The 26,884-nt window shown below is 68.3% G+C and carries 26 protein-coding genes; 11 read left to right on the top strand and 15 right to left on the bottom strand.

All coding sequences use genetic code 11. The annotated features are described in order from the left end of the window. Positions 1-150: 150 nt before the first annotated feature. From G3I17_RS11475 to G3I17_RS11450, 6 genes are all read right to left on the bottom strand, one after another. The gene (locus G3I17_RS11475) at positions 151-993 is read right to left on the bottom strand and encodes a TIGR03560 family F420-dependent LLM class oxidoreductase (RefSeq protein ID WP_164595946.1); all 843 of its coding nucleotides are present in this window, start codon (positions 991-993) and stop codon (positions 151-153) included. 86 nt (positions 994-1,079) lie between these two features. Beyond that, positions 1,080-1,433, bottom strand: coding sequence for a hypothetical protein (locus tag G3I17_RS11470; protein WP_164595945.1), 354 nt, complete (start codon positions 1,431-1,433; stop codon positions 1,080-1,082). A gap of 7 nt (positions 1,434-1,440) precedes the next feature. After that, positions 1,441-1,707, bottom strand: a complete 267-nt coding sequence (locus G3I17_RS11465; RefSeq protein ID WP_164595944.1) for a DUF2277 domain-containing protein — start codon at positions 1,705-1,707, stop codon at positions 1,441-1,443. Positions 1,708-1,823: 116 nt separating this feature from the next. Beyond that, a complete protein-coding gene (moeZ, locus tag G3I17_RS11460; RefSeq protein WP_203590079.1) occupies positions 1,824-3,008 on the bottom strand; it encodes an adenylyltransferase/sulfurtransferase MoeZ in 1,185 nt (394 codons plus the stop codon). 191 nt (positions 3,009-3,199) lie between these two features. Beyond that, the gene (locus G3I17_RS42070; RefSeq protein WP_203590016.1) at positions 3,200-5,839 is read right to left on the bottom strand and encodes a Calx-beta domain-containing protein; all 2,640 of its coding nucleotides are present in this window, start codon (positions 5,837-5,839) and stop codon (positions 3,200-3,202) included. Between the two features lie 311 nt (positions 5,840-6,150). Beyond that, positions 6,151-7,068: an alpha/beta hydrolase gene (locus G3I17_RS11450; RefSeq protein WP_164595941.1), complete on the bottom strand. Its 918-nt coding sequence runs from the start codon at positions 7,066-7,068 to the stop codon at positions 6,151-6,153. 19 nt (positions 7,069-7,087) lie between these two features. On the opposite strand from G3I17_RS11450, the gene ligD reads away from it, so the two are divergent. From ligD to G3I17_RS11430, 4 genes are all read left to right on the top strand, one after another. Next, complete coding sequence (gene ligD / locus G3I17_RS11445) at positions 7,088-8,014, top strand: non-homologous end-joining DNA ligase (RefSeq protein WP_164595940.1); 927 nt, start codon at positions 7,088-7,090, stop codon at positions 8,012-8,014. A 150-nt stretch (positions 8,015-8,164) separates the two neighbouring features. After that, the gene (locus tag G3I17_RS11440) at positions 8,165-8,794 is read left to right on the top strand and encodes a TetR/AcrR family transcriptional regulator (RefSeq protein ID WP_164595939.1); all 630 of its coding nucleotides are present in this window, start codon (positions 8,165-8,167) and stop codon (positions 8,792-8,794) included. A gap of 235 nt (positions 8,795-9,029) precedes the next feature. Then, entirely contained in the window at positions 9,030-9,257 is a 228-nt protein-coding gene (locus tag G3I17_RS11435; protein ID WP_164595938.1) for a DUF3107 domain-containing protein, read from the top strand. A 167-nt stretch (positions 9,258-9,424) separates the two neighbouring features. Then, positions 9,425-9,700, top strand: coding sequence for a GlsB/YeaQ/YmgE family stress response membrane protein (locus G3I17_RS11430; RefSeq protein ID WP_343238266.1), 276 nt, complete (start codon positions 9,425-9,427; stop codon positions 9,698-9,700). Positions 9,701-9,826: 126 nt separating this feature from the next. Here G3I17_RS11430 and G3I17_RS11425 read toward each other — a convergent pair whose 3' ends face one another. Next, positions 9,827-10,510 (bottom strand): ferritin-like fold-containing protein, encoded by a 684-nt coding sequence (locus tag G3I17_RS11425; protein ID WP_203590014.1) that lies wholly within the window; start codon positions 10,508-10,510, stop codon positions 9,827-9,829. A gap of 326 nt (positions 10,511-10,836) precedes the next feature. Between G3I17_RS11425 and G3I17_RS11420 the strand changes: the two genes are divergently transcribed. Both G3I17_RS11420 and G3I17_RS11415 read left to right on the top strand, forming a co-directional pair. Then, complete coding sequence (locus G3I17_RS11420) at positions 10,837-13,173, top strand: DEAD/DEAH box helicase (RefSeq protein ID WP_164595937.1); 2,337 nt, start codon at positions 10,837-10,839, stop codon at positions 13,171-13,173. 148 nt (positions 13,174-13,321) lie between these two features. Continuing rightward, positions 13,322-14,284, top strand: coding sequence for a DUF4349 domain-containing protein (locus tag G3I17_RS11415; protein WP_203590013.1), 963 nt, complete (start codon positions 13,322-13,324; stop codon positions 14,282-14,284). 185 nt (positions 14,285-14,469) lie between these two features. Here G3I17_RS11415 and G3I17_RS11410 read toward each other — a convergent pair whose 3' ends face one another. Then, on the bottom strand, positions 14,470-15,219 hold the full coding sequence (locus G3I17_RS11410; protein ID WP_164595936.1) for a ParA family protein: 750 nt from the start codon (positions 15,217-15,219) through the stop codon (positions 14,470-14,472). Between the two features lie 54 nt (positions 15,220-15,273). On the opposite strand from G3I17_RS11410, the gene G3I17_RS11405 reads away from it, so the two are divergent. Continuing rightward, positions 15,274-16,131 carry an alpha/beta hydrolase gene (locus tag G3I17_RS11405; RefSeq protein ID WP_164595935.1) on the top strand — a complete coding sequence of 286 codons (858 nt, stop codon included), beginning with the start codon at positions 15,274-15,276 and terminating at the stop codon, positions 16,129-16,131. A 176-nt stretch (positions 16,132-16,307) separates the two neighbouring features. Continuing rightward, positions 16,308-17,327 carry a winged helix-turn-helix domain-containing protein gene (locus tag G3I17_RS41605; protein WP_164595934.1) on the top strand — a complete coding sequence of 340 codons (1,020 nt, stop codon included), beginning with the start codon at positions 16,308-16,310 and terminating at the stop codon, positions 17,325-17,327. 223 nt (positions 17,328-17,550) lie between these two features. On the opposite strand, the gene G3I17_RS11395 is transcribed toward G3I17_RS41605, so the two are convergent. Together G3I17_RS11395 and G3I17_RS11390 are read right to left on the bottom strand one after the other, a co-directional pair. Then, entirely contained in the window at positions 17,551-18,651 is a 1,101-nt protein-coding gene (locus G3I17_RS11395; RefSeq protein ID WP_164595933.1) for a hypothetical protein, read from the bottom strand. Next, positions 18,648-19,166 (bottom strand): RNA polymerase sigma factor, encoded by a 519-nt coding sequence (locus G3I17_RS11390; protein WP_203590011.1) that lies wholly within the window; start codon positions 19,164-19,166, stop codon positions 18,648-18,650. Before G3I17_RS11390 ends, G3I17_RS11395 begins: the two co-directional genes overlap by 4 nt. Positions 19,167-19,445: 279 nt before the next feature. Between G3I17_RS11390 and G3I17_RS11385 the strand changes: the two genes are divergently transcribed. The 3 genes from G3I17_RS11385 to G3I17_RS11375 are packed head-to-tail and all read left to right on the top strand — an operon-like array spanning position 19,446 to position 22,031. Then, positions 19,446-20,243, top strand: coding sequence for an ABC-2 family transporter protein (locus G3I17_RS11385; protein ID WP_164595931.1), 798 nt, complete (start codon positions 19,446-19,448; stop codon positions 20,241-20,243). Further along, positions 20,236-21,066, top strand: coding sequence for an ABC transporter permease (locus tag G3I17_RS11380; protein WP_343238265.1), 831 nt, complete (start codon positions 20,236-20,238; stop codon positions 21,064-21,066). The genes G3I17_RS11385 and G3I17_RS11380 overlap by 8 nt, the downstream gene beginning before the upstream one ends. Before the next feature lie 2 nt (positions 21,067-21,068). Continuing rightward, on the top strand, positions 21,069-22,031 hold the full coding sequence (locus G3I17_RS11375) for an ATP-binding cassette domain-containing protein (RefSeq protein WP_164595930.1): 963 nt from the start codon (positions 21,069-21,071) through the stop codon (positions 22,029-22,031). On the opposite strand, the gene G3I17_RS11370 is transcribed toward G3I17_RS11375, so the two are convergent. From G3I17_RS11370 to G3I17_RS11350, 5 genes are all read right to left on the bottom strand, one after another. Further along, positions 22,021-22,332, bottom strand: a complete 312-nt coding sequence (locus G3I17_RS11370) for a hypothetical protein (protein ID WP_164595929.1) — start codon at positions 22,330-22,332, stop codon at positions 22,021-22,023. The two genes, G3I17_RS11375 and G3I17_RS11370, sit on opposite strands and share 11 nt — an antisense overlap. Further along, positions 22,329-23,285 carry a hypothetical protein gene (locus G3I17_RS11365; protein WP_164595928.1) on the bottom strand — a complete coding sequence of 319 codons (957 nt, stop codon included), beginning with the start codon at positions 23,283-23,285 and terminating at the stop codon, positions 22,329-22,331. The genes G3I17_RS11370 and G3I17_RS11365 overlap by 4 nt, the downstream gene beginning before the upstream one ends. Positions 23,286-23,464: 179 nt before the next feature. Further along, the gene (locus G3I17_RS11360) at positions 23,465-25,069 is read right to left on the bottom strand and encodes an HNH endonuclease signature motif containing protein (protein ID WP_164595927.1); all 1,605 of its coding nucleotides are present in this window, start codon (positions 25,067-25,069) and stop codon (positions 23,465-23,467) included. A 136-nt stretch (positions 25,070-25,205) separates the two neighbouring features. Next, complete coding sequence (locus G3I17_RS11355; RefSeq protein ID WP_164595926.1) at positions 25,206-26,045, bottom strand: alpha/beta hydrolase; 840 nt, start codon at positions 26,043-26,045, stop codon at positions 25,206-25,208. Then, the gene (locus tag G3I17_RS11350) at positions 26,042-26,884 is read right to left on the bottom strand and encodes an alpha/beta hydrolase (protein WP_164595925.1); all 843 of its coding nucleotides are present in this window, start codon (positions 26,882-26,884) and stop codon (positions 26,042-26,044) included. The genes G3I17_RS11355 and G3I17_RS11350 overlap by 4 nt, the downstream gene beginning before the upstream one ends.

The following is a 26,884-nucleotide window of genomic DNA, read 5'->3' as shown; positions in this document are numbered from 1 at the left end:
TCCGAAGCATCCGGCAGTTCACGAAACATCCTATGAATACCCAGACATAACCACGGGTTACCGCCAGTGACCCGGCCCGAGTCTCAGATACATCGGACCTCTCTGTCAAGACGTCCGGGTACTACCGAACGGCCGTCTGTTGCTCTGGGATCAGGCGAGGGCTTTGGCGAGGGGGGTGAGGATTGTGGGCGGGGCGTCCAGGGGCAGGTTGAGGACGGTCAGGTCGACGCCTGCTTCGCCGTACGCCGCCGCGGTGGTGATCGCGGTGTCGATGGCTTGGCCCAGTGGCAGGTCAGGGTCGATGCGGACGTTGACCGAGCAGGTGATTTCGCTGACGTCGCGACCCAGGTCTTCGCAGTGGCCGACCAGGATCTCCTTGAGGGGCTTCCATTCCTCGGGGCTGGCCACGATGACGTTCCAGTGCTGGGCCCAGCGGGCTACGGCTCGCAGCGTGCGCTTCGGGCCTTTGCCGCCGATGGTGATCGGTGGGTGCGGGGTCTGCACGGGCTTCGGCTCGCAGTACGCGTCGGTGAGTTTGACGTACTGGCCGTCGAAGTTGGCGACCTTCTCGGTGAGCAGTGCGATCAGTGCCTGGGTGCCCTCGTCGAAACGGTCGAAGCGTTCCTTCAGCGGGGGCAGCGCGATGCCGTAGGCGTCGCACTCCATTTGATTCCAGCCGGCGCCGATACCGAGCTCGAGGCGGCCGCCGGAGATGATGTCGGTGGTCGCCGCCATGTTCGCGAGGACGGCCGGGTGGCGGTAGATCATGCCGGTGACCTGGCAGCCGACCCGGATCCGCTTGGTCGCCTGCGCGAGGGCGGCGAGCGTCGTCCAGGCCTCGAGGTTCGGGCCGGCCATGTCGCCGGTCAGCGGGTAGAAGTGGTCCCAGTGCCACGCCGACTCGAAGACCTCGAACTCGTCGGCCGCGATCCACACATCCCGCAACTGCTGCCAGCTCGTGTGCTCGGGCCTGGTCTTGATCGCGAACCGCATCCGACAACCTCCTCAGGTAAAGGCTTTCCCATCGCGCAACCTACCCCAGCCCAGCTGCCCGGTAACCAGATCACACCAGGCGGCGATCAGTTCCCGCTCTGCCCGCAGACCAGCGCCGCCGGCCCTTCGAAGACCGTGAGCAGGGCGAACATCTCGAAGATCAGGCCGGCCACCGCCGTCACGAACAGCACCGTCACGACCGCCCGCCGGTCGCGGCCGAACCAGCGGCCGAGCAGGATCATCGCGGCCAGTCCGACCAGCAGGCCGATCCCGCCCAGGACGAAGACGCTCGCCGGTAGTGCGAGCGACGCGTCGCAGGTCGCGTCGCGGCGGCGTACCAGCTCTGCCTCCGCGTTGACGCAGAGCAGCGCGAGCACGACCCCGGCCAGCATCAGACCGAAGACCAGCGTTTGCCGGTTCCGGGCGGTCAGACCCCCCACCGAGAGATCAGTCCAGGCCGAGACGGGCCCGTACTTCGGGTCTGCGCAGCGGCGGCACGGTTTGTGGCGGGACGCGGCGTTCCGGCATCTCCTCCAGCAAGGCCTCGGTGATCTTGGCGACCTCGGCGGCGGCGCGCTCGATCGGGCCACGGGTGGTCGCGCTGAGCGAGCCGACGCCGCTCACCTTGCGCACGTACTGCAGCGCCGCCGCGTAGATCTCTTCCGAGGTCGCCGCCGGCTCAAGTCCACGAAGAACGGTGATGTTTCTGCACATACGAAAACAGTACGTGCCGCCGGGGACAGTCGATCGAATTCTGCCGCATGCCCTTCTGATACGACAACAGCCCCGCCCGCTGTACCGAAGTACGGCGGGCGGGGCTGCTCAACAAATCAGTAAGTGGGCTGCGACGGGTCGATCTGGTCGACCCAGGCGACTACGCCGCCGCCGACGTGGACGGCGTTGGCGAAGCCGGCGGCCTTCGCGATGGCGAGGACCTCGGCGGAGCGGACGCCGGACTTGCAGTGGAAGACCAACTGCTTGTCCTGCGGGAGCTTCTCGAGGGCTACGCCGGTCTGGAAGTCGGCCTTCGGGATCAGCACCGAGCCGGGGATCCGGTTGATCTCGTACTCGTTCGGCTCGCGGACGTCGATCAGCTGGAAGTCCTTCTCGCCGTTCTCCTTGAGCTTGATCCACTCGCTCAGCGTCTTCACCGAGATGGTCGAGCCGACGGCCGCGTCGGCCGCCTCCTCGGTGATCGCGCCACAGAAGTTCTCGTAGTCGATCAGCGCGGTGACGGTCGGGTTCTCGCCGCAGATCGCGCAGTTCGGGTCCTTGCGGACCTTCAGCGCGCGCCAGTTCAGGTCGAGCGCCTCGTAGATGTTCAGCCGGCCGAGCGACACGTCGCCGATACCGGTGAGCAGCTTGATCGCCTCGGTCACCTGAGCGGCGCCGACGGACGCGCACAGCACGCCCAGCACGCCGCCCTCGGCGCAGGACGGGACCATGCCGGGTGGCGGCGGCTCGGGGTACAGGCAGCGGTAGCACGGGCCGTGCTCGGCCCAGAACACGCTGATCTGGCCGTCGAAGCGGAAGATCGAGCCCCAGACGTAGGGCTTGCCGAGCAGCACCGCGGCATCGTTCACCAGGTACCGGGTGGCGAAGTTGTCGGTGCCGTCGACGATCAGGTCGTACTGCTCGAAGATCTCGAACACGTTGTCGTTGTCGAGGCGGACCTCGTGCAGCACGACGTTGGTGTTCGGGTTCGTCTCGAGGATCGACTCCTTGGCCGACTGCGCCTTGGACTTGCCGACGTCGGACTGGCCGTGGATGATCTGGCGCTGCAGGTTCGACTCGTCGACGGTGTCGAACTCGACGATGCCGAGCGTGCCGACCCCGGCCGCGGCCAGGTAGAGCAGCGCCGGGCTGCCCAGGCCGCCGGCACCGATCACCAGCACCTTGGCGTTCTTCAGCCGCTTCTGCCCGGCCATCCCGACCTCGGGGATGATCAGGTGCCGCGAATACCGGCGGACCTCGTCGATGGTCAGCTCGTCGGCCGGTTCGACCAGCGGTGGCAGCTGTGGCACGTGGCACTCCTCGTCAGCGGGAAAAACTTCGTGGGATTCCAGGGTTCAACCCGTTGTCCCTCCCCCATGTTCCCGCACCACTCCAAGGCGGACCCGCCGGGTCCGCATCCCGGACCAGCCGTCTCAAAACTGAAGGCGGCGCCCACCCTTTGGGAGGTGGTGGGCGCCGCCGGATCAGGTGGTCAGTCGTTGTCGGTGATGGTCGCCTTGATGGTGGCCGGCACCTTGTAGTCGACGCCTTCGGCGGTGGTCAGGTTGACCGAGAAGGTCTCGGTCGGCTCCTTGACCTTGTCGTCGACCAACTTGACCTCCATCTCACCGGTGGTCTGGCCCGGGTCGATCTGGCCGTAGAGGTTGCGGTCCGGCGGGTTCTGGGTGCCGTCGTCCTCTACCGTCGTGTAGTCCTTGCGGATGACGGCGGTGCCGTCCTTCAGCTCGCCGCCCACGAAGACGAACTTGTCGCTCGGGGCGGACAGCTTCAGCGGGAACTTCAGCTTGCCCGCCTTCTCCGCCGCCGTCGGCGACCCGATGGTCAGGGTCGGTGTCGGGTCGTCGTCGATCACCTCGGCGTTGCCGAACGACTGCCCGAGCAGCGCGTCGTGCGGCACCGAGAGCACCAGGCTGAAGATGGTGTCGTAGCTGTCCCGGGTGTTCCCCGTGACCGGCACGGTCACCTTCTGCTTGGTCTGGCCCGGCTTGAAGACCAGGTACTTGGCCACCGGCCCGACGGAGGCGCCGAGATCACCGTTCGACTCGGCGTACACGCTGATCGGACGGATGCTCGGCCGCGACAGCGTCACCCAGAAGTCGACGTTCTTGGTGCCCGAGTTGCCCTCCTGGACCTTGCCGACGCTGGACGCCGACACCTGCGGCAGCCGCGACGGCGCCGACAGGCCCAGCCCCGGGGTCGAGAACGCCAGGTCGCTGACGAACACCGAACCGGTCGCGACCTTGTCGGTCGCCAGCTCGATCGCCCGGACGTCGCGCAGATCGATGCCCTTCAGCGAGCTGGTGGGGATCCGGACCGTCCGCAGCAGGTTCTTCGGCAGCCCGCTGTCGTGCGCACCCGGCATCCGCAGCAGCGCGTCACTGACCGCCGACACCGGTACTAGGGCCTTGCGCCCACGACCGTCGACCACGCGCACGGTCAGATCCGTCTTCGGCGCGCCCGACGGGTCAGGAGTCGCCCGGAACGTCAGCGCGGAGTACCGGCGGACGTCGCGCTGGTAGGCGCTGAGGTTGAACCGGACGACGCCGTTCTTGCCGGTCCACGTCAGCTTGGTGACGGCCGTGGTCGGCGTCTGCGCGGCGAGGTACGAGGTGACCCAGTGCGGCGAGTCCGAGCTGTTGTCCGTCTTCAAGCAGGTGGCGGCAGCAGCGCGCTTCGAGGCCTCGTCGACGCCGGCACACACCGACGCCTTGGCGCTGCCGGTGACCGCGCCCTTCGGCAGAGCCTGGTCGAGCTTGTTCACGTCCCGCCGAGTCGCTCCCGGAGCCTGCGAGACGACCCGTACTACCGCTCGCCCCGCCGAAGCCGGGTGCGCGTTCGATCCGTCGAGCAGCGGCAGCAGCTTCGTCTCGTGCCCGAGCTGCAACCGGAAGAAGCCGGCCACGTACGCCGTACCGACCGCCTGCTGCTCCTTCGCGGAGAGCCGGCCCGCGTACTTCGCACCGCACGGCGCGGCCTTGTCGTTGTCGCTGTACCAGTCGTCGTTCGACGGCGCGACCGACTGGCCCGGGGTCCATTCGGTGTTGAAGAAGTTGTGGTTGGCCCCCATCACCGTGACGGTCGAGCGGGCGGCCGCGTCACCGGTCACGGAGTACCGGGTGTCGTCGTAGAACTTCTGTCCTTGCAGGTCGGACACGTCGCCGTCGCAGTACGGCAGGATCACGCTCATCGCGACGCCGGGCACGGTGGCCCGGGCGAAGTCGGTCGGCGCCAACGGCAGGACCGCGCGGATCCCGTACTGACCACCGCGGTCGGCGTTCAGCACCGCAGCTCGGGCAACGCCCTCACCACCACGGGAGTGACCCATCAGCCCGACGTTGTTCAGATCGACCTTGCCGACGAACTTCTTGCCGAACGGGCCACCGCCGACCGTCGACCACTTCTTCCACAGCGCGAGGTGGTCGAGGACGAGCTCGGCCCGGGCCTGAGCACCCGCGTCGTAGACGCCGCCGTCGTAGGCGTTGATCGCGTTCGCGCTGATCGAGACGACCTGGTAGCCGTTGCTCGCCAGCGCCTTCGCGGCACCGTCGTACCCGCGGTAGCTCGGGATCGGCTTCTCGCCCTTGGCACACGGCCACGGGTTGGTCGGCTCCTCTGTTGCATTGCCGTAACAGACCGAGTGACGGCCGTGCAGGAAGACCACCAGCGGCCTGGCGCCGACTGCGCCCTTCGGCGAGTAGACCTTGCCGACGACCTCTGACTTCTGGCCGAGCCCGGGCAGGAACACGGCCTGGTCACCCAGGTTGTACTCCGCCGTCTCGACCGCATACTTGCCGGTGGCACCGGGATCGACCGCGAGCGACGGGCCCAGCGGCGCCTTCAGCCAGTCCTTGTCAGTGGTCACGCCACCGGCCAGGCTCTTGCTCTTCTTACCGTTGTTCCGGCCCAGGTCCCCCGACCAGACCAGCTGGACATCCTTTGCTTTGAGCAACGACGGATCAGGGCTGACCAGCGACACGCTCCGCTGGTCCGCGGACTGTTTCGCCACGCCGACCGGTACGCCGTTCACCGCGATCAGCGGCAGCGCGTCACGCAGCGGCGCCGGCGCAGCGAGCCGCAGCGTCACCTGGTAGCCACCGGCAACCGGTTCCACTATCCAATTCTTGCCCTTGGCAATAGATTGATCAGGCGTTGCAGCCTGCGCCATCGGCGCGAATAGCGCCCCACCGAGCAGCGCCGCACCTGATAGGCACAGCGCGAGCCCCGCTCTTCCGAATACCCGCACAGCGGTCCTTTCGTCAGCAGACAGATCAACCTGCTGACTGCTTGGCCAGCACAAAGGTTGTCGAGGGCGACGAAATGTTTGCAGGATCATCCCGTGGGATGACCTCGACGCGCCGATTGGCTACCCAAGTCGGTACCGGTGGCGGCGCCGTACTGCTAACAGGACTGCTGTCTGGTCAGCTATTCGATCAATTGCCGGAACGCGCGTTCGACCAGTTGCGGGTGTTCCATCTGCGCGACGTGACCCGAGTCCGGCAGGTAGAGCAGCCTCGCGTTCGGGAAGGTCCGCTGCGCCTTCGTCCGGATTCGCGGGTCGACCAGCCGGTCCTTGCCGCCGTAGATCAGCAGCACCGGGCAGGTCACCTTCGCCGCGTCGGCCCACAACGACCGGCGGGGCAGCTCGAACTGGGACAGCAGGATGCTGCGGGCACCGTCCAGCGTGGCCTGGGTCACCCACGGATCGCCGTCGCGCCGTCGCAACTCCGCTTCGTAGGCCACGACGACCTCCGGCGGCAGCGACTTCGGATCGCCGAACACCATCGACAACGCTCCCTTGAGGCGGCGCTCGAACGGCAACCGCCGGCCGCGCTCCACCACCGCCTTGCCGACCCGCGGCGTCGCCAGGGCGGTGAACATCAGCGCGCTCGTCGACACCCGTGGATGCGGCAGCGCCGGGGAGATCAGGGTGAGCGACGCGATATCGGCCGGCCTGCGCGCCGCGAGTGCCACCGCGGCGGCCCCGCCCATGGAGTTGCCGAACAGATGCACCGGCTGGTCGAGCTCGGCGTCCATCAGCTGGCTGAGCACCTCCGCCTGCTCCCGGATCCCGCCGAGGCCCGCCAGCGGCGGCGTACGGCCGAAGCCTGGAAGGTCGGGCGCTATTCCCCGGACCTTGTCGTTGAGCAGCAGCCCGAGCGCCGTCCAGTTCAGCGAAGACCCGCCGAGCCCGTGCGCGAACAACGCCGGCGGCAGGTCCTTAGCCGCCCCAGGCGCATCCCGGACCAGCAGGTCCACACCCGCGACCGACACCGTCCGGCCCGGCCATTCCTGCGCGCCCGGTGGTACCGAGTCGCCGGTTACTCCCGCGTAACTCTCCACGTAATGCATGGTAGGTCTCATGGCGGCCGGATCGAAACAAGTGACCACCGAGGTTGATGGGCAGACGATGAAGCTCACCAATCTGGACAAGGTGCTGTATCCGCAGACCGGGTTCACCAAGGCCGAGGTGATCGACTACTACCACCAGGTGGCGCCGCTGCTGCTGCCACACCTGTCCGACCGGCCACTGACCCGCAAGCGCTGGCCGGACGGCACCGCAGCGGCGTACTTCTTCGAGAAGAACGCACCCCGCGGTACGCCGGACTGGGTCCGCACGGTGACACTGCCCACCCCCGGGAGTTCCACCGGGCGGGACGAGGCGGACTTCGTGGTCACCGACGACATCCAGACGGTCGTCTGGCTCGCCAACCTGGCCGCGCTCGAGCTGCACGTCCCGCAGTGGCGGATCGCCTTGTCGGACGAGGGCAGGAGCCCGATGGCCGATCTGATCGTCTTCGACCTCGATCCGGGACCCGGTACGACGATCGTCGAGTGCTGCGACGTCGCGCTGGCCCTGCGCGAACTGCTGAACCACTTCGGCCTCGAGGGCTGGCCCAAGACGTCCGGCAACAAGGGCATGCACCTGTACGTCCCGATCGAACCCGCCTCGTCGCGCGCGACCAGCGCCTTCGCCAAGCAACTCGCCGAGCAACTCGCCGAGGCGCTGCCGGAGAACGTCACGGCGAACATGACCAAGGCGCTCCGCCCGGGCAAGGTGTTCATCGACTGGAGCCAGAACGCCAGCGCGAAGACCACGCTGGCGCCGTACTCGCTGCGAGGTGCCGAGGAGCCGCGGGTCTCCACCCCGATCGACTGGGACGAGGTGGCCGGCGCCACGGATGTGGCCGGGCTGACCTTCCTGCCGGCCGACGTACTGGGCCGGATCGAGGAGTACGGCGACGTCCTGGAGGGCCTGTACGACGACCCGAAGCCGCTGCCGTCGTAGTACCGGGAACAACTGGCGACAAACTGCCAGTACCGGCCCAGTAATGACATTGTCCGGTGCGAAGCTACTGACGGGACACACCGCTGGGTAGGATTCGGTTCAACTACCCGCGGGTTGTGCCCGGGTGCCGCACCACCGAAGGAGCCCGACGTGTCGACGACACCGGAGACTGCGCCCAAGCGCGGCAGCCGCCTGCCGCGGCTGGCCCGCCGCGCGCAACTGCTCGAGGCGGCCCAGGAAGTCTTCGTCGCGAACGGCTACCACGCCGCCGCGATGGACGATATCGCCGACCGCGCCGGCGTCTCGAAGCCCGTGCTCTACCAGCACTTCCCCGGCAAGCTGGAGCTGTACCTGGCCCTGCTGGACACCTCCTGCGAGGCGATCGTCGCCTCGGTCCGGGACGCGCTGCGCTCGACCGAGGACAACAAGGAGCGCGTCGGCGCGACGATCCACGCCTTCTACAACTACGTCGCCAACGCCCAGGGCGCCTTCCGGTTGGTCTTCGAGTCCGACCTGACCAACGAGACCGCGGTCCGCGAGCGCGTCGACCGGGTCACCCACGCGTGCGCCGAGGCGTGTTCCGAGGTGATCAGCACGGACGCCGGGCTGAACAAGGAACAGTCGATGGTGCTGGCCGTCAGCCTGGTCGGGATGGCTCAGGTGAGCGCGCGTTACTGGCTCGCCTCCGACAACCCCACGCTCATGCAGGAGCAGGCTGCCGACCTGGTCGCCAGCCTCGCCTGGCGCGGCATCCGCGGCTTCCCTCGCACAGAGGGCTAGTCCTCGCACAGAGGGCTAGTCCTCGCACCGAGGGCTAGCCCTCGCACGGAGGGCTAGCCCTCGCACGGAGGGCTAGTCCTCGCACCGACGGGTAGCTGCTGCCCGTAGTACCGGCTGATCTTGTCCGGCGGGGTTCTGCTGTCGGCGGACGGGTGAGAACGCGGGAGCCGCAACGGATAGGCTCGAATCGGGTACCGGCGAGAGCCGCCGGTCGGAACGTGCCCGGGAGGGTTTCGTGGAGGTCAAGATCGGCGTACAGCACGCCAATCGCGAGTTGGTGCTCGAGAGTGAGCAGAGCCCCGAAGAGGTCGAGAAGGCCGTCGCGGACGCGCTGAGTGGCAAGTCCAATCTCCTGCAACTGACGGACGAGAAGGGCCGCAAGGTGCTCATCCCGGCCGACCGGCTGGCGTACGTGGAGATCGGCGAGGTCTCGATCCGCAAGGTCGGTTTCGGCGCGATCTGAGCTGATCGGGGCCGGATTTCGGCAACGGTGCGGACACGCTCGCGTGTCCTGGTTGCGCGCTGCGACCAGGTGAGGACGATGAGGAGTAGACCTGCACGGCCGGTGGTCTTGTTTAGCACTGGGCACCAGTCGGTCTGCAGGTCAGACATCCCTCAAGGAGGAGCATCGTGGGTTACTGGGTCTGGATGATCATCGTCAGCCTCATCGCCGGAGTCATCTTCGGGCCGCTCGCGCGGCTCGTGCTTCCGGGCAAGCAGAACATCAGCCTCGGCTGGACCATCCTCGGCGGCGGCATCGGCGCCTTCATCGGCGGTCTGATCGCCAAACTGATCGGCGTCAAGGACACCAGCGGACCAGACTGGATCCAGTACCTGATCCAGATCGTCTGCGCCGCGATCGTCGTCGCGATCATCTCGTCACGACAAAGCAGAGCCAAAGTCTGATCGCACCACCAGCACAGCGGCCGCCACCCCACCGCGGGGCAGGCGGCCGCTCTGCATTTCCCTGACGTTTCCTTACGTCCGAAGAAGTCGAGGGACGTCCTCGACACTTCTTCGGACGTAAGGGTTTCAGGCTTGGAGGCCGAGGGCGTTCATGCGGGCGGTGTGGGCTTCGGTCAGGCGGGTGAACATGCGGCCGATGGCTGCCAGGTCGAGGCCGGGGCGGTCGACGCTGCCGGCCAGCAACGCGGCGAGCGGGTCGCGGTCGGCGGCGATCCGCTGGGCCTGGCTGAGGGCCTCGCCCACCAGGCGGCGTCCCCACAGCGCGAGCCGGCCGCCCAGCTTCGGGTCCTCGTCGATTGCGGCCCGGACCCGGTCCACCACGAACTCGGCCTGACCGGAGTCGGCGAAGACCTCCAGTACCAGCGCACGCGTCTCGGCGTCGACGTACGCCGCGACCTCACGGTAGAAGTCGTTCGCCAATCCGTCACCGACGTAAGCCTTGACCAGACCCTCCAGCCAGTCCGACGGTGCGGTGTGGTCGTGGAAGGCGTCCAGTGGGGTGACGAACGGCTGCATCGCGTCCATCGGGTCCACCCCGAGGGTCACGAGCCGGTCCCGCAACTGGACGAAGTGGCCGAACTCGGTGGTCGCCAGCTGGGCCAGCTGGGCCTTGTCATTCAGGGTCGGGGCGAGTTTGGCGTCCTCGGCGATCCGCTCGAAAGCGGTCAGTTCGCCGTACGCCAGAACTCCGAGCAGATCCACAGCCGCGGCCCGGTAGGCGGGATCATCAAAGGCCGTCATCTCGGTCATGCAGCGCACACTATCGGGCCGGGGCAGGTGGCGGCGGAAATGCGGCGAAGCGGCCGCGCCGCGTATTCCGGCTACACTGGATCGTGTTTCGCCGGTGACGCGCCCAGATGATCAACACTATGGGCAGCTGGTGCGAGCCGCTTGCACAGTGTCCCGCGCCGTGAAAAGTAGGGCATTCCACGCCCACCCGGCCACCTGATGCAACTGTCCGTACAAGCATGTGAGAGGCGATCAGCCTGACCACCTTCCGAGAGCTCGGCGTCCTGCCCGAGATCTGCGACGCGCTCGACCGCGTCAACATCAAAGAGCCTTTCCCGATCCAGGAGATGACGCTCCCCGTCGCGCTGCTGGGGACCGACCTGATCGGCCAGGCTCGTACCGGTACCGGTAAGACCCTCGGGTTCGGTATCCCGCTGCTGCAGCGCACCATCTCCCCCGGCGAGGCCGACTACGAGGAGCTGGCCGCCCCCGGCAAGCCGCAAGCGCTGGTCGTCACCCCGACCCGCGAGCTGACCATCCAGGTCGCCAAGGACCTCGTGACCGCGTCCACCGTGCGCACGGTCCGGATCCTCACCATCTACGGCGGTGTCGCCTACGACCCGCAGCTCGACCAGCTGAAGGCGGGTGTCGACGTCGTCGTCGGCACGCCGGGCCGGCTGCTCGACCTGGCCAACCGTGGCGTGCTCGACCTGAGCCACATCAAGGTGCTCGTCCTGGACGAGGCCGACGAGATGCTGGACCTCGGCTTCCTGCCCGACGTCGAGCGGATCCTGCGCAAGACCCCCGAGCTGCGTCAGACGATGTTGTTCTCGGCAACGATGCCGTCGGCCGTGATCGGCCTGGCGCGCACCCACATGCGACACCCGCTGAACATCCGCGCGGAGTCGCACGACGACTCCCAGATGGTGCCGACGACGGCCCAGTTCGTCTACCGGGCGCACGATCTGGACAAGCCCGAGGTGGTGGCCCGGATCCTGCAGGCCGACGACCGCGGCCGGGTGATGATCTTCTGCCGGACCAAGCGCGAGGCGTCCCGGCTCACCGACGACCTGATCGACCGCGGCTTCTCCGCCGCCGCGATCCACGGTGACCTGAACCAGCAGGCCCGCGAGCGCGCGCTGACCCGCTTCCGTGGCGACAAGGTCGACGTCTTGATCTGTACCGACGTCGCGGCCCGGGGTATCGATGTCGAGGGCGTCACGCACGTCATCAACAACACCTGCCCCGAGGACGAGAAGGCCTACGTCCACCGGATCGGCCGGACCGGTCGCGCCGGTGCGAGCGGTATCGCCGTCACCTTCGTCGACTGGGCGGACCTCGTTCGCTGGAAGACGATCAACAAGGCGCTCGACCTGCCGTACGACGAGCCGCAGGAGATCTACTCGACGTCGCCCGAGCTCTACCACGACCTGGGCATCCCCAGCGAGGCGAAGGGGCGGATCAAGCCGCCGCGCGAACCAGCCGAGCGCCAGGAGCGGATGGAGCGTCCGGCCCGGGACAAGACCTCCGGCCGCCGGGGCGAGCGGGATCGCGGCGATCGCGTCCGCAGTCACGACAGCGAGCCGAAGGTCCACGCCGACAGCGGCGCCGGCGCCGGTGCTACCGGTACCGACCGCCCGGCGCGCAAGCGCCCGAACCGCAACCGCCGGCGCCTGCGCTCCGGCCAGCCGGTCGAGGGCGCCGAGACGACCGAGCACCAGGCGACCGGACACAAGTCGTCTGAGCACAAGTCGTCTGAGCACAAGTCGTCTGAGCACAAGTCGTCTGAGCACAAGTCGTCTGAGCACAAGTCGTCCGAGCAGAGGTCGACTGAGCGCAAGTCCGATGCGGATGTGACCGCGAAGACTGCGGTACCGCCGACCGCCGAGTCGTCCACGCAAGCGGCCGAGGCGCCGACGGCGGAGCGCAAGCCCCGTTCGCGCAATCGTCGCCGTCGCGGCGCCGACGCGAACGGCGCTGCAGGCGAGACGAACGCAGTCGCCGCCGAGACATCTGCTCCGCAGGCGGCAGAGGTCGCACCGCAGGCAGCGGTCGCGGCTCCGGTTGAGCGGGCTTCAGTTGAGCGGGCTTCAGTTGATGCTTCGGCTTCGGTCGAGGCGCCGGCGAAGCGGACGCGCAGTCGTCGTCGCGCCACGGAGAAGTCGGCTGAGGCGAGTGCACCGCAGGCTGCAGTCGAGACCGCTGCTGCGGTTGAAGCACCGGTTGCGGTCAAGGCTCCGGCTGCTTCGGTCAAGGCTCCCGCTGCGGAGGCGCCGGCCAAGAAGACGGCTCGGAAGCGGACCACGAAGAAGGCTGCGGCCAACCCCGCCGCCGACCAGGCCGGCGAGTCGGCGGCCGAAGTACCGGCTGCTGTCGCTCCGGTTGCCGAGGCTCCGGTTGCCGAGAAGCCCGCGGTGAAGAAGAAGGCCGTCGCCAAGAAGGCTGCCAAGAAGACCGTGGCGGAGAAGCCTGCTGCTGACGTCAAGGGCGAGGCGGCTCCGAAGAAGAGCACGGCGAAGAAGACGGCCACGAAGACGGCGGCCGCGAAGACGGCCGTTGCCAAGACGGCGGCTGCCAACAGCGCGCCGGCGAAGACGACGGTCGCGAAGAAGGCAGTGAAGAAGGCTCCGGTGAAGAAGAGCGCGGCAGGCGTTGTCGTGCCGACCTTCACAGCGCCTGAGTGAACCAGCAGTAACCGGCGCGTCACCGTCGGAGGCGAGACCAGTTCGACGCCTCCTTGTGCCTGAACGGTGACCGCCGGCCCGCAACGCTCCGCCCCCGCCGACTCGTCCTACCCACGACGGTAACCATCGTGGGAGGAAGGGTGTGGCGATGACGAGGATGCGTGCGTCGGCCGCGGTTGCAGGAGTTTTCCTGACCGCGGCCGTTCTGCTGTCCGGCTGCGGGGCGAGCGGCGGCGATTCCAGCAGCAGTTCGGGAGCTGCGGAGCCCGGGCGGGCCGATGCTCCGGGCAGCGTCCAGGGGGGCGCCGAGAGTAAGACCGGTACGGACGGCAAGGCGGCGCCGGGAGCGGACCAGCCCACCGTCACCCGGGCGATCATCAAGACCGGCGGGCTGGTGGTCGAGGTCGGCAACGACCAGGTCAGCAACCAGCGGCAGAAGGCGATCGGCATCGTCAACGGCCTGCGCGGCCAGGTCTCGTCCGAGGACACCAATAGCGACGACGAGGGCCGGATCACGAGCGCGAACCTGGTCCTCAAGGTGCCGACCGCGGCGTACGACAGCGCGATCGAGAAGCTCTCCGGGCTCGGCAAGCGGACCTCGATCCATCAGGAGTCCACCGACGTGACCGAGCAGGTGGTCGATGTCGGCAGCCGGATCGCCTCCCAGCGGGCCAGCCTGGAGCGGATGCGCGCGCTGCTCGCGAAGGCGACCTCGATCGGCGAGATCGTCTCGGTGGAGAGCGAGCTGACCCGGCGCGAGGCCGACCTCGAGGCGCTGCTGGCCAAGCAGAAGAACCTCGCCCTGCAGACAGAGCTCGCGACCCTGAGCCTGACGCTGGCGGAGAAGGGCAAGGCGCCGGAGACGGAGAAGGCCGAGGATCACGGCTTCCTGTCCGGCCTGCGCGGTGGCTGGGATGCCTTCACCAAGACCTTCGCAGCGCTGGCGACGGCGCTCGGCGCGATGCTCCCGTTCCTGGTCGCCATCGCCCTGATCGGCTACCCGATCTGGCGCCTCCGCGCCCGCTTCCGCCGGGCACCGGTGCCTGCAGTCGCCACCGCCGGCCCGCCCGGACCAACCCCGCCACTCCCCAAACACCCGGACAGCCACTGACCTCCCGGACCGCCATCACCCACTCAGACGGTCACTGACCTCCCGGACCGCCATCACCCACTCAGACGCTCGCTGACCTCCCGGTCCGCCATCGCACGCCAAGGTCGCGCCGTCGGCCGTGCTCACGCTCAGCCGGCACGCGAAGGCGGCCGACCGCCGGGGTTGGTGTGTGATGGCGGTCCGGGTCAGAGCAGGGAGCCGGCGACCGCTCGGTAGGCCTTGGCGCCTGGCGAGCGGGGGGCGGTGCTGAGGATGGACTGGCCGATCGCGGGGGCCTCGGCGAAGCGGATGGATTTCGGGATCGCCGGGGTGAGCACGGTCAGCGCGTAGGTCTCGGCGATCGTCTCCAGCACGGCTCGCGCGTGGGTGGTACGGCCGTCGTACAGGGTCGGCAGGACGCCCAGTACTTCGAGGCTCGGGTTGGTCAGGCGCTGGACGTCGTGGATGGTGTCCAGCAACTGGCCGACGCCGCGGTGCGCGAGAGTCTCGCACTGCAAGGGGATCAGCACGTCGGTCGCCGCCGAGAGCCCGTTCACCGTCAGCAGTCCGAGGGTGGGCGGGCAGTCGATCAGGATCCAGTCGTACGCCGCTTCGACCGGGCGCAGCGCGGTCCGGACCAGGTGCTGCGGATTGCTCTCGGCTGCCAGGCTCAACTCCGCCGCGGCCAGCTCGATCGTGGCCGGCAACAGGTCGGGGCCCTCGTCGGACGGCACGATCACGTCCCGCGCCTTCACCCCGCCGAGCAGGACGTGGTGGATCGACTTGTCCAGGTCCTCGGGGTCGATGCCGATCGAGAACGTCAAGCAGGCTTGCGGATCGAGATCGACGAGCAGAACCCGTTGACCGAGCTCGGCCAATGCGGCGCCCAGCGAGGCGACCGTGGTCGTCTTGGCCACGCCACCCTTCTGGTTGGCGACTGCGAGGGTCCGGGGCACCCGGCCATTGTGCCGCACCGCGGAACGCCCCGCTGAACCCGATACCTTGGAGTCGTGAGTACGCCGCGCACGCTGACACTGCCCGACGGGGTTCACCCCGCGACTCTCGAGACCGATCGTGGCAGCTTCGCCACTTTGCGGGCCCGGCCGGACGTCGGTACGCCGCTGGGCACCGTGCTGCTCGTCCCCGGGTGGACCGGCAGCAAGGAGGATTTCACCCCGCTGGTAGACCACTTGGCGCGCTACGGGTGGATCACGGTCGCGGTGGATCAGCGCGGCCAGTTCGAAACGCCCGGGCCGGACGACCCGTCGGCGTACACGCTGGCGGAGCTCGGCGCCGATCTGGTGGCGATGAGCAAGGCGCTCGGCGGCTACAGCCAGCTGGTCGGGCACTCGTTCGGCGGGCTGGTCGCCCGGGAGGCGGTGCTGACCGACCCGAGCGTGTTCTCGACGATCACGCTGCTCTGCTCGGGGCCGGGCGCCTTCAGTAACGAGGAGACGCTTCAGGGTCTGCAGATGCTCGCGTTCGGGCTGGAGAACCTGCCGATCGAGCAGGTGTACGACCTCAAGCTCGAGCACGACGCCAAGGGGCCGCGCTACGTGACGCCGCCCGACGACGTCGCCGCCTTCCTGCGCAAGCGGTTCACCGGTAACACCCCCGCCGGGCTGGCCGGGGTCACCCGGCGGCTGATGGACTCCGACGACCGAACCGAGAAGCTGGCCAAGACGGGCGTCCGCGCCCAGGTCCTCTACGGCGATTCCGACGACGGCTGGCCGCTCGAGGTCCAGGACGACATGGCCAAGCGGCTCGGCGTACATCCGCAGATCGTGCCCAACGCCGGCCACTCCCCCGCCATCGAGCAGCCGGCCGCGACCGCCCGGACGCTGGTGGACTTCTTCCACCGACACTGATCAGCGGGCAGCTGAGGCTTGGCCCGACCCCGCCTGTGGTTCGGGTGGGGGCGTTTGTTGCAAGCGTTTCCATCAGGACCGAACTGCCTCGGTGTGGCCTTCGGCGGATCTAATGTGGTCTAGTCCGTGGGTTTGCCGAGCGGAGGGACCGTTTCGATGCCCGAGCAGAGCTGTTCGTGGGGCGCGCTGTGACCGCCGAGATGGTTTCGCCGCCGACGCGGAGTCCGCAGCACACCGAGCTCGCCCTCGGCCGCTTGGACCAGGTCCGGGTCTCGGTGGCGCAGGCGCCGATGGCCAGTCTGCTTTCCCTGGTGGTCGACGCGCTCGGCGGTCCACGCCAGGGCATCTCACCCGCCTGGACCAAAAGCATCCGGCGGGGGCTGCCGGTCGACGCGGCGCACGCCGTGATGCCGATGTTCGACCGCACCCGGGCACTGCTGCCGGCCTGCCTGACGCCACTCGGGATCGACGGTTCGCCGGTATCGGAGCAGCTTGCCCGAGTCGCCGACCTGTCCCCGGACGACCTGAGCGAAGGCGTCTCGCTGCTGGCCCCCGACGAACCGCCGCCGCCCTGGCAAGGTGCGCTACGCCAGCCACGCAAGTGGTTGAGCCTGTACGTCCAACTGCTGTCCGCGGCCTGGCAGGCCTACTCGCCGATCTGGCAACTGTCCAGCGCGCTCCGGGCCCGCGAGACCGAGCGGATCGGTGCCGCCGCGGTGACGGGCGGGCTGGACGTGCTGTTCGCGGGTTTGAGCAACCGGACCCGGTACCAGGACGAGACGCTGTACCTGCCCGACCGGCTCCCGTACCGGGTCGAGCTGGACGACCGGCCGATCGTGCTGGTGCCACTCGCGTCCGGGTCCGGGGCCTCGATCTTCAACCTTGACGAGCCCGATCGGGCCTGGCTCGGCTACCCCGTCCCCGGGCTCGGCCGCCTGGGCGCCGGGTCCGTGCAGTCCGCGAACGACAGCCTGACGCTGCTGCTCGGACCGATCCGGGCCTCGATCCTGCGCGCTCTGGACCGCCCGAACAGCATGGGCGGCCTGGCCGACCACCTCGACGCCGGGCCGAGCACGGCGACGTACCACTGCAGTCAGCTGGCTTCAGCGGGCCTGATACTGCGCAAGCGGGTCGGCCGGGAGGTCCGGATCTATCGGACGCCCCGTGGTGACGCGCTGGTCGACCTGCTGAGCTGACCCATCAGGCTGACTCCGGAGAGCAGGGAATTAGGTGACGCGCCGGGCAGAATGGGAGCTGCTGCCCGGCGCGTCTTCAAATCGCCGGCCTGGTGCAACAGGCCTGGCGATGGTCTGGGCGCCAGGGCTGTCTCAACCCGGTGGAAAAGATAACCCAGCGGTGAGGTCACCGCCGGGTGGTTGCTCTCGGCAAACCTCTCGGCAAACCTGTTGGCAAACGCTGTCAGCGGACGGGTTTCACGTCCACCTCGAGGTCGAGGTACTCCAGCCCGAGCGGCTCGAGAGCGGTCTTGAGCGTCTCGTCGAGCACCACCGCGGCGAGCTGGACGTGGTCGCCGTCGGCGCCCTGCCCGCCGCCGGTCTGGATTCCGAGCTCCTTACGCGTCGCCATCAGGTTGCCGATGGCGTCGCTGATCCGCTGACTGTCGGTGACACTGAGCTTCGTCGGGTACATGCACAGGTTGCCGTCGTAGATCGTCTCGAACAGCTTGCGGAACGCCGCGACGTCGGCGTGCGCGACTCCGAGCCTGACCACCACTGGCGCCCCGCGGCTGGAGCCGTGGGGGTAGCTCATGATCGGTCCGTACACCTGATCGGCGTTGGCGGTGAGGAAGTTCTGCACCCGCTTCGAGTCGAGGTTGCTGGCCAGCGACGGCCAGCCGCCGGCCGGCTCGGGACAGGGCAGCTCGTTGGCGGCGTCCCCCGGCTGTCGTACCGGCTGGACCTTTCCCGGCTTCTGCTCCTCGACCGTGATCGTCCGGTCCTTCCAGATCCCGATTAACTGGGCCAGGCCGGTACGGACGCCCTGGGTGGTCTTCGGGTCGGTGAGCCGGTCCAGATCCACCCCGATCAGCTTGATCGAGTTCTCCGGGCGGCAGTGCGGCGCGGGTGGCTCGGTGGCCGGTTCGATGAGCGGCGCGGGCATTGCCTCCATCTGCGGTGCGCAGAAGATCGGGCCCTGGCCGGGAGCGACCATGATCTTGCCCTCGACCTCGACCTTGTCGCCGTTGCGGACCAGGAGGTCGTCGGCGCCGGCCTTGCCTTGGACAGCGCCTTCCGCGATCTGTGGTGTGCTGCTAGGCGCCGGGGCGACGGCCGGCTCGTTGTGGTCCGGGAGGACGGTCAGGGCGGCGACGGCGATCGCGGCGACACTCGCCGCCGCCAGCGTAGGGACCAGCCAGCGGCGTTTGCTCCGCGCGGCCAAGGTCGCGGCCTCGGTACCGGTGATGCGGTCGAGGTCCGGCTCGGGGGCCGACGGCTGGGTCGCGCGCCACTGGGCGCCGGCCTTCGCCAGCAGGTCGTCGACCTCGTCGGTCGGGTTCATTCGCTGACCTCCAGCAAGGAGCGCAGGCGGGCCCGCGCGTCGGAAAGAGTTGATTTGACGGTGCCCTCGGAGCACTCCATCACCGCGGCGGTGTCGGCGATCGACAGGTCGGCGAAGTAGTAGCAGTCGACCGCGAGCCGCTGCCGGCCGGAGAGTTCGCCGAGCGCCTGGTCGACATCCACCCGCGCCTCGACGTCCGGCCGGGTCACTGCCTCGTCGTGTTCGGCCAGCTCCGCGACCGGGCGCAACCGCCGGATCGCCTTGCGGGCCTGGTCGGCGGTGATCGCGAGCAACCACGCCGAGGCGGTGCCGCGCGTCCCGTCGTACTGGTCGCGCTTCATCCACGCCCGGGTGAGCGCCTCCTGGACGACGTCGTCGCGGTCGGCGCCGACCGCGAGCCGGGCGGCCAGTCTGGCCATCGCCGGCAGATGCGGCCGCACCCAGTCGACGAAGCCGGCCCCGTCCGCGGGCGGGCCGTCTGGCCGCTGAGAAGCCGGCACTGGCTCATCCGTCATCGTCGGCATACCTTGTCTACCCCGCAAGCGACTGTCCGGTTGGCCCTCTCCCGCAAGTCAACGAGAGCGGCCGCGGCAAGTCATGCCCTGCGGGGATAATCAGTTTGACGCTACCGCGCGGCCCGGCGTACTGTCCGTCTCCTTCCCTTGACAACGGCCATGTCTTTCGGCATGCCGCCACAGTGGTGTCCGAACCCCCCGGTCCTTCCGGAACGGGGGCGGTTCTGCGTGCCGCTGGCCCACTTCGGACTCCATTTCTGAGCATTCGTTGGAGGTTGCGTGGGCGTCTACTGGGCGATCGCAGTGCGGTCGTTCCGCCGGTTCTCGACGTACCGGATCGCCACCTTGTCCGGTGCCTTCACCAACACGGTGTTCGGCTTCATCTTCTGCGGCGTCTACCTGACGCTGTGGCACACCCGGCCCGGCCTCGGCGGGTACGACGTGTCCGACGCGCTCACCTTCGTCTGGCTCCAGCAAGGGCTGCTGATCCCGACCGGGATCATGGGCGCGACCACGACGATCGAGCTCGGCGAGCGCGTCCGGACGGGTGAGATCGCGGTCGACCTCTACCGGCCGACCCGGCTGATGATCTGGTGGATGTCGGTCGACGCCGGCCGGGCCGCCTTTCAGCTGATCGCGCGCGGCGGGCTGCCGTTGCTCGTCGGCGCGCTGGTGTTCGATCTGAGTTGGCCGACGTCGGTCTGGCAGTGGCTCGCGGTCGTCGTCGCGGTCAGCTTCGGCATCCTGGTGAGCTTCGGGGTTCGCTATCTGGTCGCACTGTCAGGTTTCTGGATCACCGATTCGCGCGGGCTCGAGGGGCTCGCGCTCGTGCTGTCGCTGTTCTTCTCCGGCGCGACCCTGCCGTTGGTCGTCTTTCCCGGCTGGATCGGCGAAGTGGCGCGGGCGACGCCGTGGGCCGCGACCCTCCAGGTGCCGATCGATGTCTGGCTCGGGCGGAACCCGGGTGGGGTCGGCAGCGCGCTGGCGTTTCAGTTGCTGTGGATCGTGGTGCTCGGCGTGGCCGGGATGCTGGCGACCAGTCTGGCGACCCGGAAGGTGGTGATCGCCGGTGGATGAGACCTCCGTACTCCGGCGCGCAGCGGCCTGGCCCGCGCAGTACCGGTTGCTCGTGACGATGTGGATCCGGTCGACGCTCGCCTATCCGGCGTCGTTCGTACTGACGCTGGTGAGCACGATGCTGGTCACCGGGGCCGACTTCCTCAGCGTCGTGCTGATGTTCAGCCATATCGAGTCGTTCGGCGGCTTCAGCCTCGGCGAGATGGCGTTGCTCTACGGTTCGGCGTCGATGGCGCTCGGGCTGGCCGATCTGTTCACCGGCTCGATCGAACGGATCGGCGGGCGGATCCGGACCGGCGAGCTGGACGTCTGGCTGATCCGGCCGGTGCCGGCCTTCATCCAGGCCATCGCGGACAACTTCGCCCTCCGCCGGATCGGCCGGCCACTGCAGGCCGGGTTCGTCCTGGTACTTGCCCTCAGCCATCTTTCGATCGACTGGACCGTTGCCAAGGGCATCATCCTGGTGAGCTCGATGGTGACCGGGTCGATCATCTTCGCGGCGATCTTCGTGCTCGGCGCCGCGTTCCAGTTCATCTCGATCGACTCCGCCGAGCTGGCCAACTCGTTCACCTACGGCGGGCAGCAGCTGACGCAGTACCCGCTGGCGATCTTCGGCAAGAACATCGTCCGCGCCGTCACCTTCGTCGTACCGCTCGCGTTCGTGAACTACTACCCGGTGCTCTATGTGCTGGGCAAACCCGCCCCACTGGGGCTGCCGTCCTGGATCGGCCTGCTCGCGCCGGTGGTCGCCGTCGCGATGATCGCGCTGGCGTCGCTGGCCTGGCGAGGCGGGCTCCGTCGCTACCGAAGTACAGGGAGCTAACTGTGTCCGTGATCGAACTGGAGAACGTGTCCCGCGCCTTCACCGTATCGAGCCGGGCCGGGCTGCGGCGTACCCGGCGGGAGGTGCGCGCGGTCGACGGGTTGTCGTTCAGCGTCGAGCCCGGCGAGGTGATGGGCTACATCGGGCCGAACGGCGCCGGCAAGTCGACCACCATCAAGATGCTGACCGGGATCCTGGTGCCGACCGGCGGCTCGATCCGGGTGGCGGGGGTGGACCCGTCGCGCCACCGGCTCAAGCTGGCCAAGCGGATCGGGGTGGTGTTCGGGCAGCGCACCACGCTTTGGTGGGATCTGCCATTGAAGGACTCCTTCGCGGTACTGCAGAAGATGTACGGCGTACCGCGGGCGCGGCACCTGGAGAACCTGGCGACCTTCGTGGAGCTGCTCGATCTGGGCAACCTGCTCGACGTACCGGTGCGGCAACTGTCGCTGGGCCAGCGGATGCGCGGCGACATCGCGGCGGCACTCCTGCACGACCCCGAGATCGTCTACCTCGACGAACCGACGATCGGCCTCGACATCATCAGCAAGGCCCGGCTGCGCGAATTCCTCGGCCAGGTCAACAAGGAGCGCGGTACCACCATCATCCTCACCACCCACGACCTCGACGACATCGAAGCCCTCTGCTCCCGGGTGATGGTCATCGACCACGGCCGCCAGGTCTACGACGGCACCCTCGACGGCCTCCGAGCCAGCCAGTCGGCTCCCCGAACCCTCATCGTCGACCTGGCCATCTCGCTACCGCCCATCGAGATCCCCGGCACCACAGTCACCAAGACCGAAGGCCCCCGCCAGCACCTGACCTTCCCACCCACCACCAGCGCGGCTCCCCTGGTAGCCCAGATAGCAGCCTCCTACCCCCTGGTAGACCTCTCCATCTCAGACCCCACCATCGAATCCATCATCGCCCGCCTCTACGCCACCTCAACCCCTGCTACGGATTGAACCCAGCAGCCATCGAAAGCACCTCGGTGGGATCCAGCGGCTTGGGGTCCGCGCGCCATTCGGCGAGCACTTCCGCGTACTCCTCTTCGTCGAACGGAGCCAGCACCTGCTCGATCAGCCGGCGCGCCTCGGCGCTACCGATCTGTTCGTAGGTGAAATCGCGTTCCATGTAGTAGTCGTTGCGCAGAGCATTGTTGTCGTGGAACTTGCCGGTGTTGGGGACGTACCCATACATCGTCTCGTGCGCCAGTGCCGCCACCCAGACGGGTTCGTCGTCTTCCTTGAGCAGAAAGAGCTTCATCGATTGATCCCATCCGTTGTGGTCAGCGCCGCCGACCGGTCTCCAAGGCGATGACGCTGACCTTCCGCCAAGGCCGGAGCTTTCGCAGCGTTCCCCGTCCGGGAGTCACTGTAATTGTTGACTCTGACCTGCCGGCCGCCCAGCTCGGACAGCCCGGTCAGCTCAGGCGGGTCCGTCAGCGTTGCGGACAACCGAATGCACTCCCTCCGCGCACCAGTTCGCTCCTCCGCAGATGCCGCGGCGCTTCGCTCGATCTCGTAGTACGGCGTGGTCAGTTCCTTCACCCGCGCCGAGGCGACGGAGTGGAACTGCACCTCCACCCGCTCGTCGGAGGGCGTCCGGATCAGGGCGTGAATTCCCTTGTACCGCGAGCCTTCAGTGTAGGACTGCATCGCCGACTGGATCTGCCAGCCGGCCTTGGTCAGCTCATCGGCGGTATGTCTGGCGGCAGCGACGAGCGTCTCGGGAACCTGCGTGAGCATTGTGTAGCGCAGGATGTCCTCGGGTGGCTTATCCGAGCGGCCTTTGCGCGGCCGATCGGCGAGCTTACGGGCCAGGGACTGGGGCGACTTGATCCTCGAGGCCAGCTGATACTGCGAGCCCGTGGACGGCAACGCAGCCAGGAACTCCGCCGTGATGCGCGGCTCGGTGGCGACAGCATGTCTCAGCAACTGAAGGCTGCGCACGGTAGCCCGGACTCCGTACAGTCGCGCGATCTCTGCGGATGTCGGGAGATCGGCGCCCCAGTTGACCTCGCCGTGACGGGTGACGACGTGAAGGAGGTCGCGCGGTTCGGGTACGTCGGTGAGGCCGGGCGGGCCGGACGGCGGCATCTGGTCCCCCTGTCGGTTCGGTCCTTCAACCGTAGGGAACAGCCATCCCTCCATGGGGTGGAGATCAGAATCTGTGGATAACCGTTCGGCCTGTCCCCACCGACAGGTACTGCCGGCCAACTACCCGGCCTTCACGCTCGGATCGCCACGATTTCGAAGGCCAGGAGCGACCACGACCTGTCGGTTGGGGCGACCTGCGCTGTGATGTGCCGGGCGGCGGGTGAGGCGAGGAAGTGGATCGCCGCTGCCCACGGCTCAGGTGAGCTCGGCTTCCAGTACTTCGGAGAGGAGGTCGGTTGTCAGGCGCTGTCGGCCCAGGGGTCGAAGCGGGATACGGCGGGAGTGGTGGGCAGGTCGGTGTCGGCGGTGGATCGGGCCGAGTTCGGGGTGGGCGTGGTGGCTGGTGATGGGTGGGCGGGGTTGTTGGTGTTGTTGGTGTTGTCGCCCCAGGGGTCGAGGGCGGCGGCTTCTTCGGGGGTGATCCAGGGGATGTCGTCGGTGTAGGGCCAGTGGCGGGTGGCGACGGTGGTAAGGGGTGCGGGAGAGACGGTCGAGTTTGCGGCGGCGGTGGCGGCGGCCGCGGCGGTGGCCGCGGCGGTGGCGGTGGGGGCGTTGGGGGCGTTGGGGGTGGGTGGGCAGGTCGCGGTGTCCGACGCCGCGGTGGGTGCGGTGGCGGTGGTGCTGGGCGGGGTGAGTCTTCGCTCTCGGGTCCTGCCGCGCGGGGGGCGGTCGGCCCAGGTGGGGCGGGTGACGTGGACCTGATTGTCGACGATCTCGATGGTCCAGTGGCCGTCGTGCAGTGCGGTGTGGTGGACCCGGCACAGCAGTACGAGGTTGGTGAGGCTGGTGACGCCTCCGTCGGCCCAGCTCACCAGGTGGTGGGCGTCGCAGTAGATGGGTGGGGCGTTGCACACCACGCAGCCTCGATCCCGCTGGATCAGGGCGTTGCGCAGGCCGCCTGTGACGAACCGGTACTCGCGGCCGACATCGAGCACTTGGCTGTCGGAGCCGAGGATGACGGGGATGATCCCGGCGTCGCAGGCGAGGCGGCGGATCGCGGATGCGGACAGGCCGTCGCCGAACATCAGGTCGCCGGTTGCGTGCGTGCCGGCTTCGATGAGGTCGTCGAGGTCGATAGTGATCGTGAGGTGCGGCTTGATTCCACCCCGGGTGGGCAGCTCTCCGCTGCCGGCCGCGATTCGCAGTGCGTCGACGAGGGCGTCGGCCTGGCGTTTGCCGTGCGATCGGGGGTCTGGTTCGCCGGTCTGGGTCTTGTGTGGCTTCGCGCCGTACTCGAGGGTCAGTTGCAGCAGTTCGGCGTTCTCGGCCGCGAGGCGGCCACCGAACTTCACGCCACCGTCGATCTTCTTGATCCAGACTTCCTCGGCGGCGCGGGCGGCGTCCTCGCGGGGTTCGGGGCCGTCGGTGTCGAGCAGGTTGCGGATCTGGACGCCGAGGCTGCGCAGGTCGCCGGGGGCGAGGTGCCGGGCGGCTTCCACCATCCGCTCTTCCGCGGCGGCCAGGTCCTCGACGGGGACGTGGGCTCGCTTCGGGATCTGTTCGAGGGCGGACACGATCGCGGTCGCCTGCCCCAGATGCAACACCACGCCTCCCTCCGGGGTGGTGCTCTCCGGAGTCGGCAGGGCGGCGGCGACTGCGGGGTACTTCGCGAGCGCGGTCGCGAACTTCACGCGACGGGTGGCTTCGGTGGGGTCGAGGCGGTACCGGTCGGTGATCAGGCGAGCGGTGTCGTGGGCGCCGAGCGTCTTCGCATGCCCGGTGCCGTCGAGACGGGCGAGGATCTGGGTGCCGAGGGATTCGAGCTCGGCGACCTGCTCGTGCACGGCGTCGTAGGCGGACAGCAGCTCGCTGCCGCTCATCAACGCCACCGCGCAACTGTCCATACCCAAAGCGTAGCCATTGCCGCGGACAGTTTTGGGCTCGAAAGCCCTTATCCACAAGGTGAAATCCTCACCTCTTCGCGAGGACCGAAACGCTGTAGGTTAACTGAGCGCCTTACGGATCCAGGGCTCTTCAGGCTCAGGTGAGTTCGGCTTCGAGGACTTGGGTGAGGAGGGTGGCGAAGGGGGTGGGGTGGCTGGCGTAGCCGGTGTGGGGGCCGGGGAAAGAGACGACGGGCCAGCCGAGGTGGGTGGGGAGGATGGAGACGGGGCGGGCCGGGAGGTGGGCGGCTGCTTGGCGGCCGGCGGCGGGGACGATCTTGTCGGACTGCTCGACCAGGGCGTTCAGGTCTGGCTTGTAGGTGGTGAAGGGGATCAGTTTGTGGGCGAAGTAGGTTTCGGCGTTCGCGGCTGTGCGGTTGAGGAGTTCGCGGTACTCGGGGCGGAGGTCTTCCGGGGCGGGGAGGTCGTCCTCGTCCAGGCCGGTGCCGCCGGCGTACAGGAGCTGGGCCATCGGGACGCCTTCGCGGAGGTACGTGTCGTGGACGTCTTCGAAGAAGGAGCAGGCGTCGGTTGCGTCTGGCAACAGTTCGATGCATGGGGGTTCGTGGGCGACGAGCATGCGGACTCGGTCGGGGTGGTGGGTGATCAGGTCGAGGCCGGTGATCGCGCCGGTGCCGGTGCCGAAGACGAAGGCCGGGGCGTTCGGGGAGAGTAGGTCGATCAATGCCAACGCATCGGCAGTGGATACCGCCACCGCATCACCTTCCGGGTTGCCGACGTACTGGCTTCGGGAGTTGCCTCGGGGGTCGTAGGCTACGACTGTGTACTCGGTGGCCAGTTCGCCGGTGATGCTGTCGAAAGCGCCTGAGTCGCTGTCGCCGTCGGCGATCAGGAGGAGCATCGGGCCGGAGCCGGTGACCTCGTAGTGCAGGGTGGCGCCGGGGACGGCCAGCAGGTTCAGGGTTTTGGCGGTCATCGCAGGTCTCCCGTCAGTACGCGCTGCAGCAAGGTGGCGAACTCGAACGGGTCACTCGCATAGCCGCCGTGCCCGCCAGGGAACGCGATGACGTCCCAGCCGACTCGATCGGCCAGCGCGAGGATCGGTTCGGCGGGCAGTACTTTCGATGACTCGCTGCCGACCGCCGGTACGAGCTTGTCCTCAAGTGCGACCAGGGCTGCGACGTCGGGCACGTAGCTGGTGAACGGCAGGAGTTTGTGCGCGTAGAAGATCTCGCTGTTGGCCTCCATCCGCTCGGCCACCTTCCGGAACTCCGGCGGCAGGTCGGCGGCTGGTGGCAGCCTGTCCTCGTCGTCCAGTCCGATCCCACCGAAGAACAACTGGTCTGCCGCGAGCCGGCCGTCGCGCTGGTAGGTGTCGTACACCGATCGGAAGAACGCCCGCGCTTCGGTTGCGTCCGGCAACAGTTCGATCGCGGGTGGTTCGTGCGCGATCAGCAGGCGGATCCGGTCTGGATGGCGGACGAGCAGTTCCATCGCGGTGATCGCGCCGGAGCTGCTGCCGAACACGTAGGCCGACTCGCCACCGGCGACCGTGTCGAGCACGGCCAGCGCGTCCTCAGCGGCCAGGTCGACGCGCTCGTCGACCGGCTCGGCGTCGTATGGGCTGCGGGAGTTGCCGCGTGGGTCGTAGGTGACGACCGTGTACCGCGCGGCGAGCTGCGGCACGATGCCGTCGAACACCGACGCGTCGGTGCCGCCCCCGGCGATCAGCAACAGGACCGGACCGGAGCCGGTCGATTCGTAGTACAGCGTTGCGCCGGGCACACCCACCTGGCCGACAGTCTTCACAGTCAT

Origin of the sequence: Streptomyces sp. SID13031 (genome assembly GCF_010548305.1) — a bacterium.
Taxonomy (GTDB): Bacteria; Actinomycetota; Actinomycetes; order Propionibacteriales; family Kribbellaceae; genus Kribbella.
Note: the sequence above shows the minus strand (reverse complement) of the source record. Positions and strands in the feature narration are given on the sequence as shown.

What these genes read in the sequence shown, in the direction of transcription:
- G3I17_RS11360 (WP_164595927.1), bottom strand. Translation starts at nt 25,069, where the DNA reads ATGGACAGTTGCGCGGTGGCGTTGATGAGCGGCAGCGAGCTGCTGTCC.
- G3I17_RS11355 (WP_164595926.1), bottom strand. Translation starts at nt 26,045, where the DNA reads ATGACCGCCAAAACCCTGAACCTGCTGGCCGTCCCCGGCGCCACCCTG.
- ligD (WP_164595940.1), top strand. Translation starts at nt 7,088, where the DNA reads ATGGCGGCCGGATCGAAACAAGTGACCACCGAGGTTGATGGGCAGACG.
- G3I17_RS11475 (WP_164595946.1), bottom strand. Translation starts at nt 993, where the DNA reads ATGCGGTTCGCGATCAAGACCAGGCCCGAGCACACGAGCTGGCAGCAG.
- G3I17_RS11350 (WP_164595925.1), bottom strand. Translation starts at nt 26,884, where the DNA reads ATGACTGTGAAGACTGTCGGCCAGGTGGGTGTGCCCGGCGCAACGCTG.
- G3I17_RS11415 (WP_203590013.1), top strand. Translation starts at nt 13,322, where the DNA reads ATGACGAGGATGCGTGCGTCGGCCGCGGTTGCAGGAGTTTTCCTGACC.
- G3I17_RS11465 (WP_164595944.1), bottom strand. Translation starts at nt 1,707, where the DNA reads ATGTGCAGAAACATCACCGTTCTTCGTGGACTTGAGCCGGCGGCGACC.
- G3I17_RS11370 (WP_164595929.1), bottom strand. Translation starts at nt 22,332, where the DNA reads ATGAAGCTCTTTCTGCTCAAGGAAGACGACGAACCCGTCTGGGTGGCG.
- G3I17_RS11390 (WP_203590011.1), bottom strand. Translation starts at nt 19,166, where the DNA reads ATGACGGATGAGCCAGTGCCGGCTTCTCAGCGGCCAGACGGCCCGCCC.
- G3I17_RS11425 (WP_203590014.1), bottom strand. Translation starts at nt 10,510, where the DNA reads ATGACCGAGATGACGGCCTTTGATGATCCCGCCTACCGGGCCGCGGCT.
- G3I17_RS11420 (WP_164595937.1), top strand. Translation starts at nt 10,837, where the DNA reads ATGACGCTCCCCGTCGCGCTGCTGGGGACCGACCTGATCGGCCAGGCT.
- G3I17_RS11395 (WP_164595933.1), bottom strand. Translation starts at nt 18,651, where the DNA reads ATGAACCCGACCGACGAGGTCGACGACCTGCTGGCGAAGGCCGGCGCC.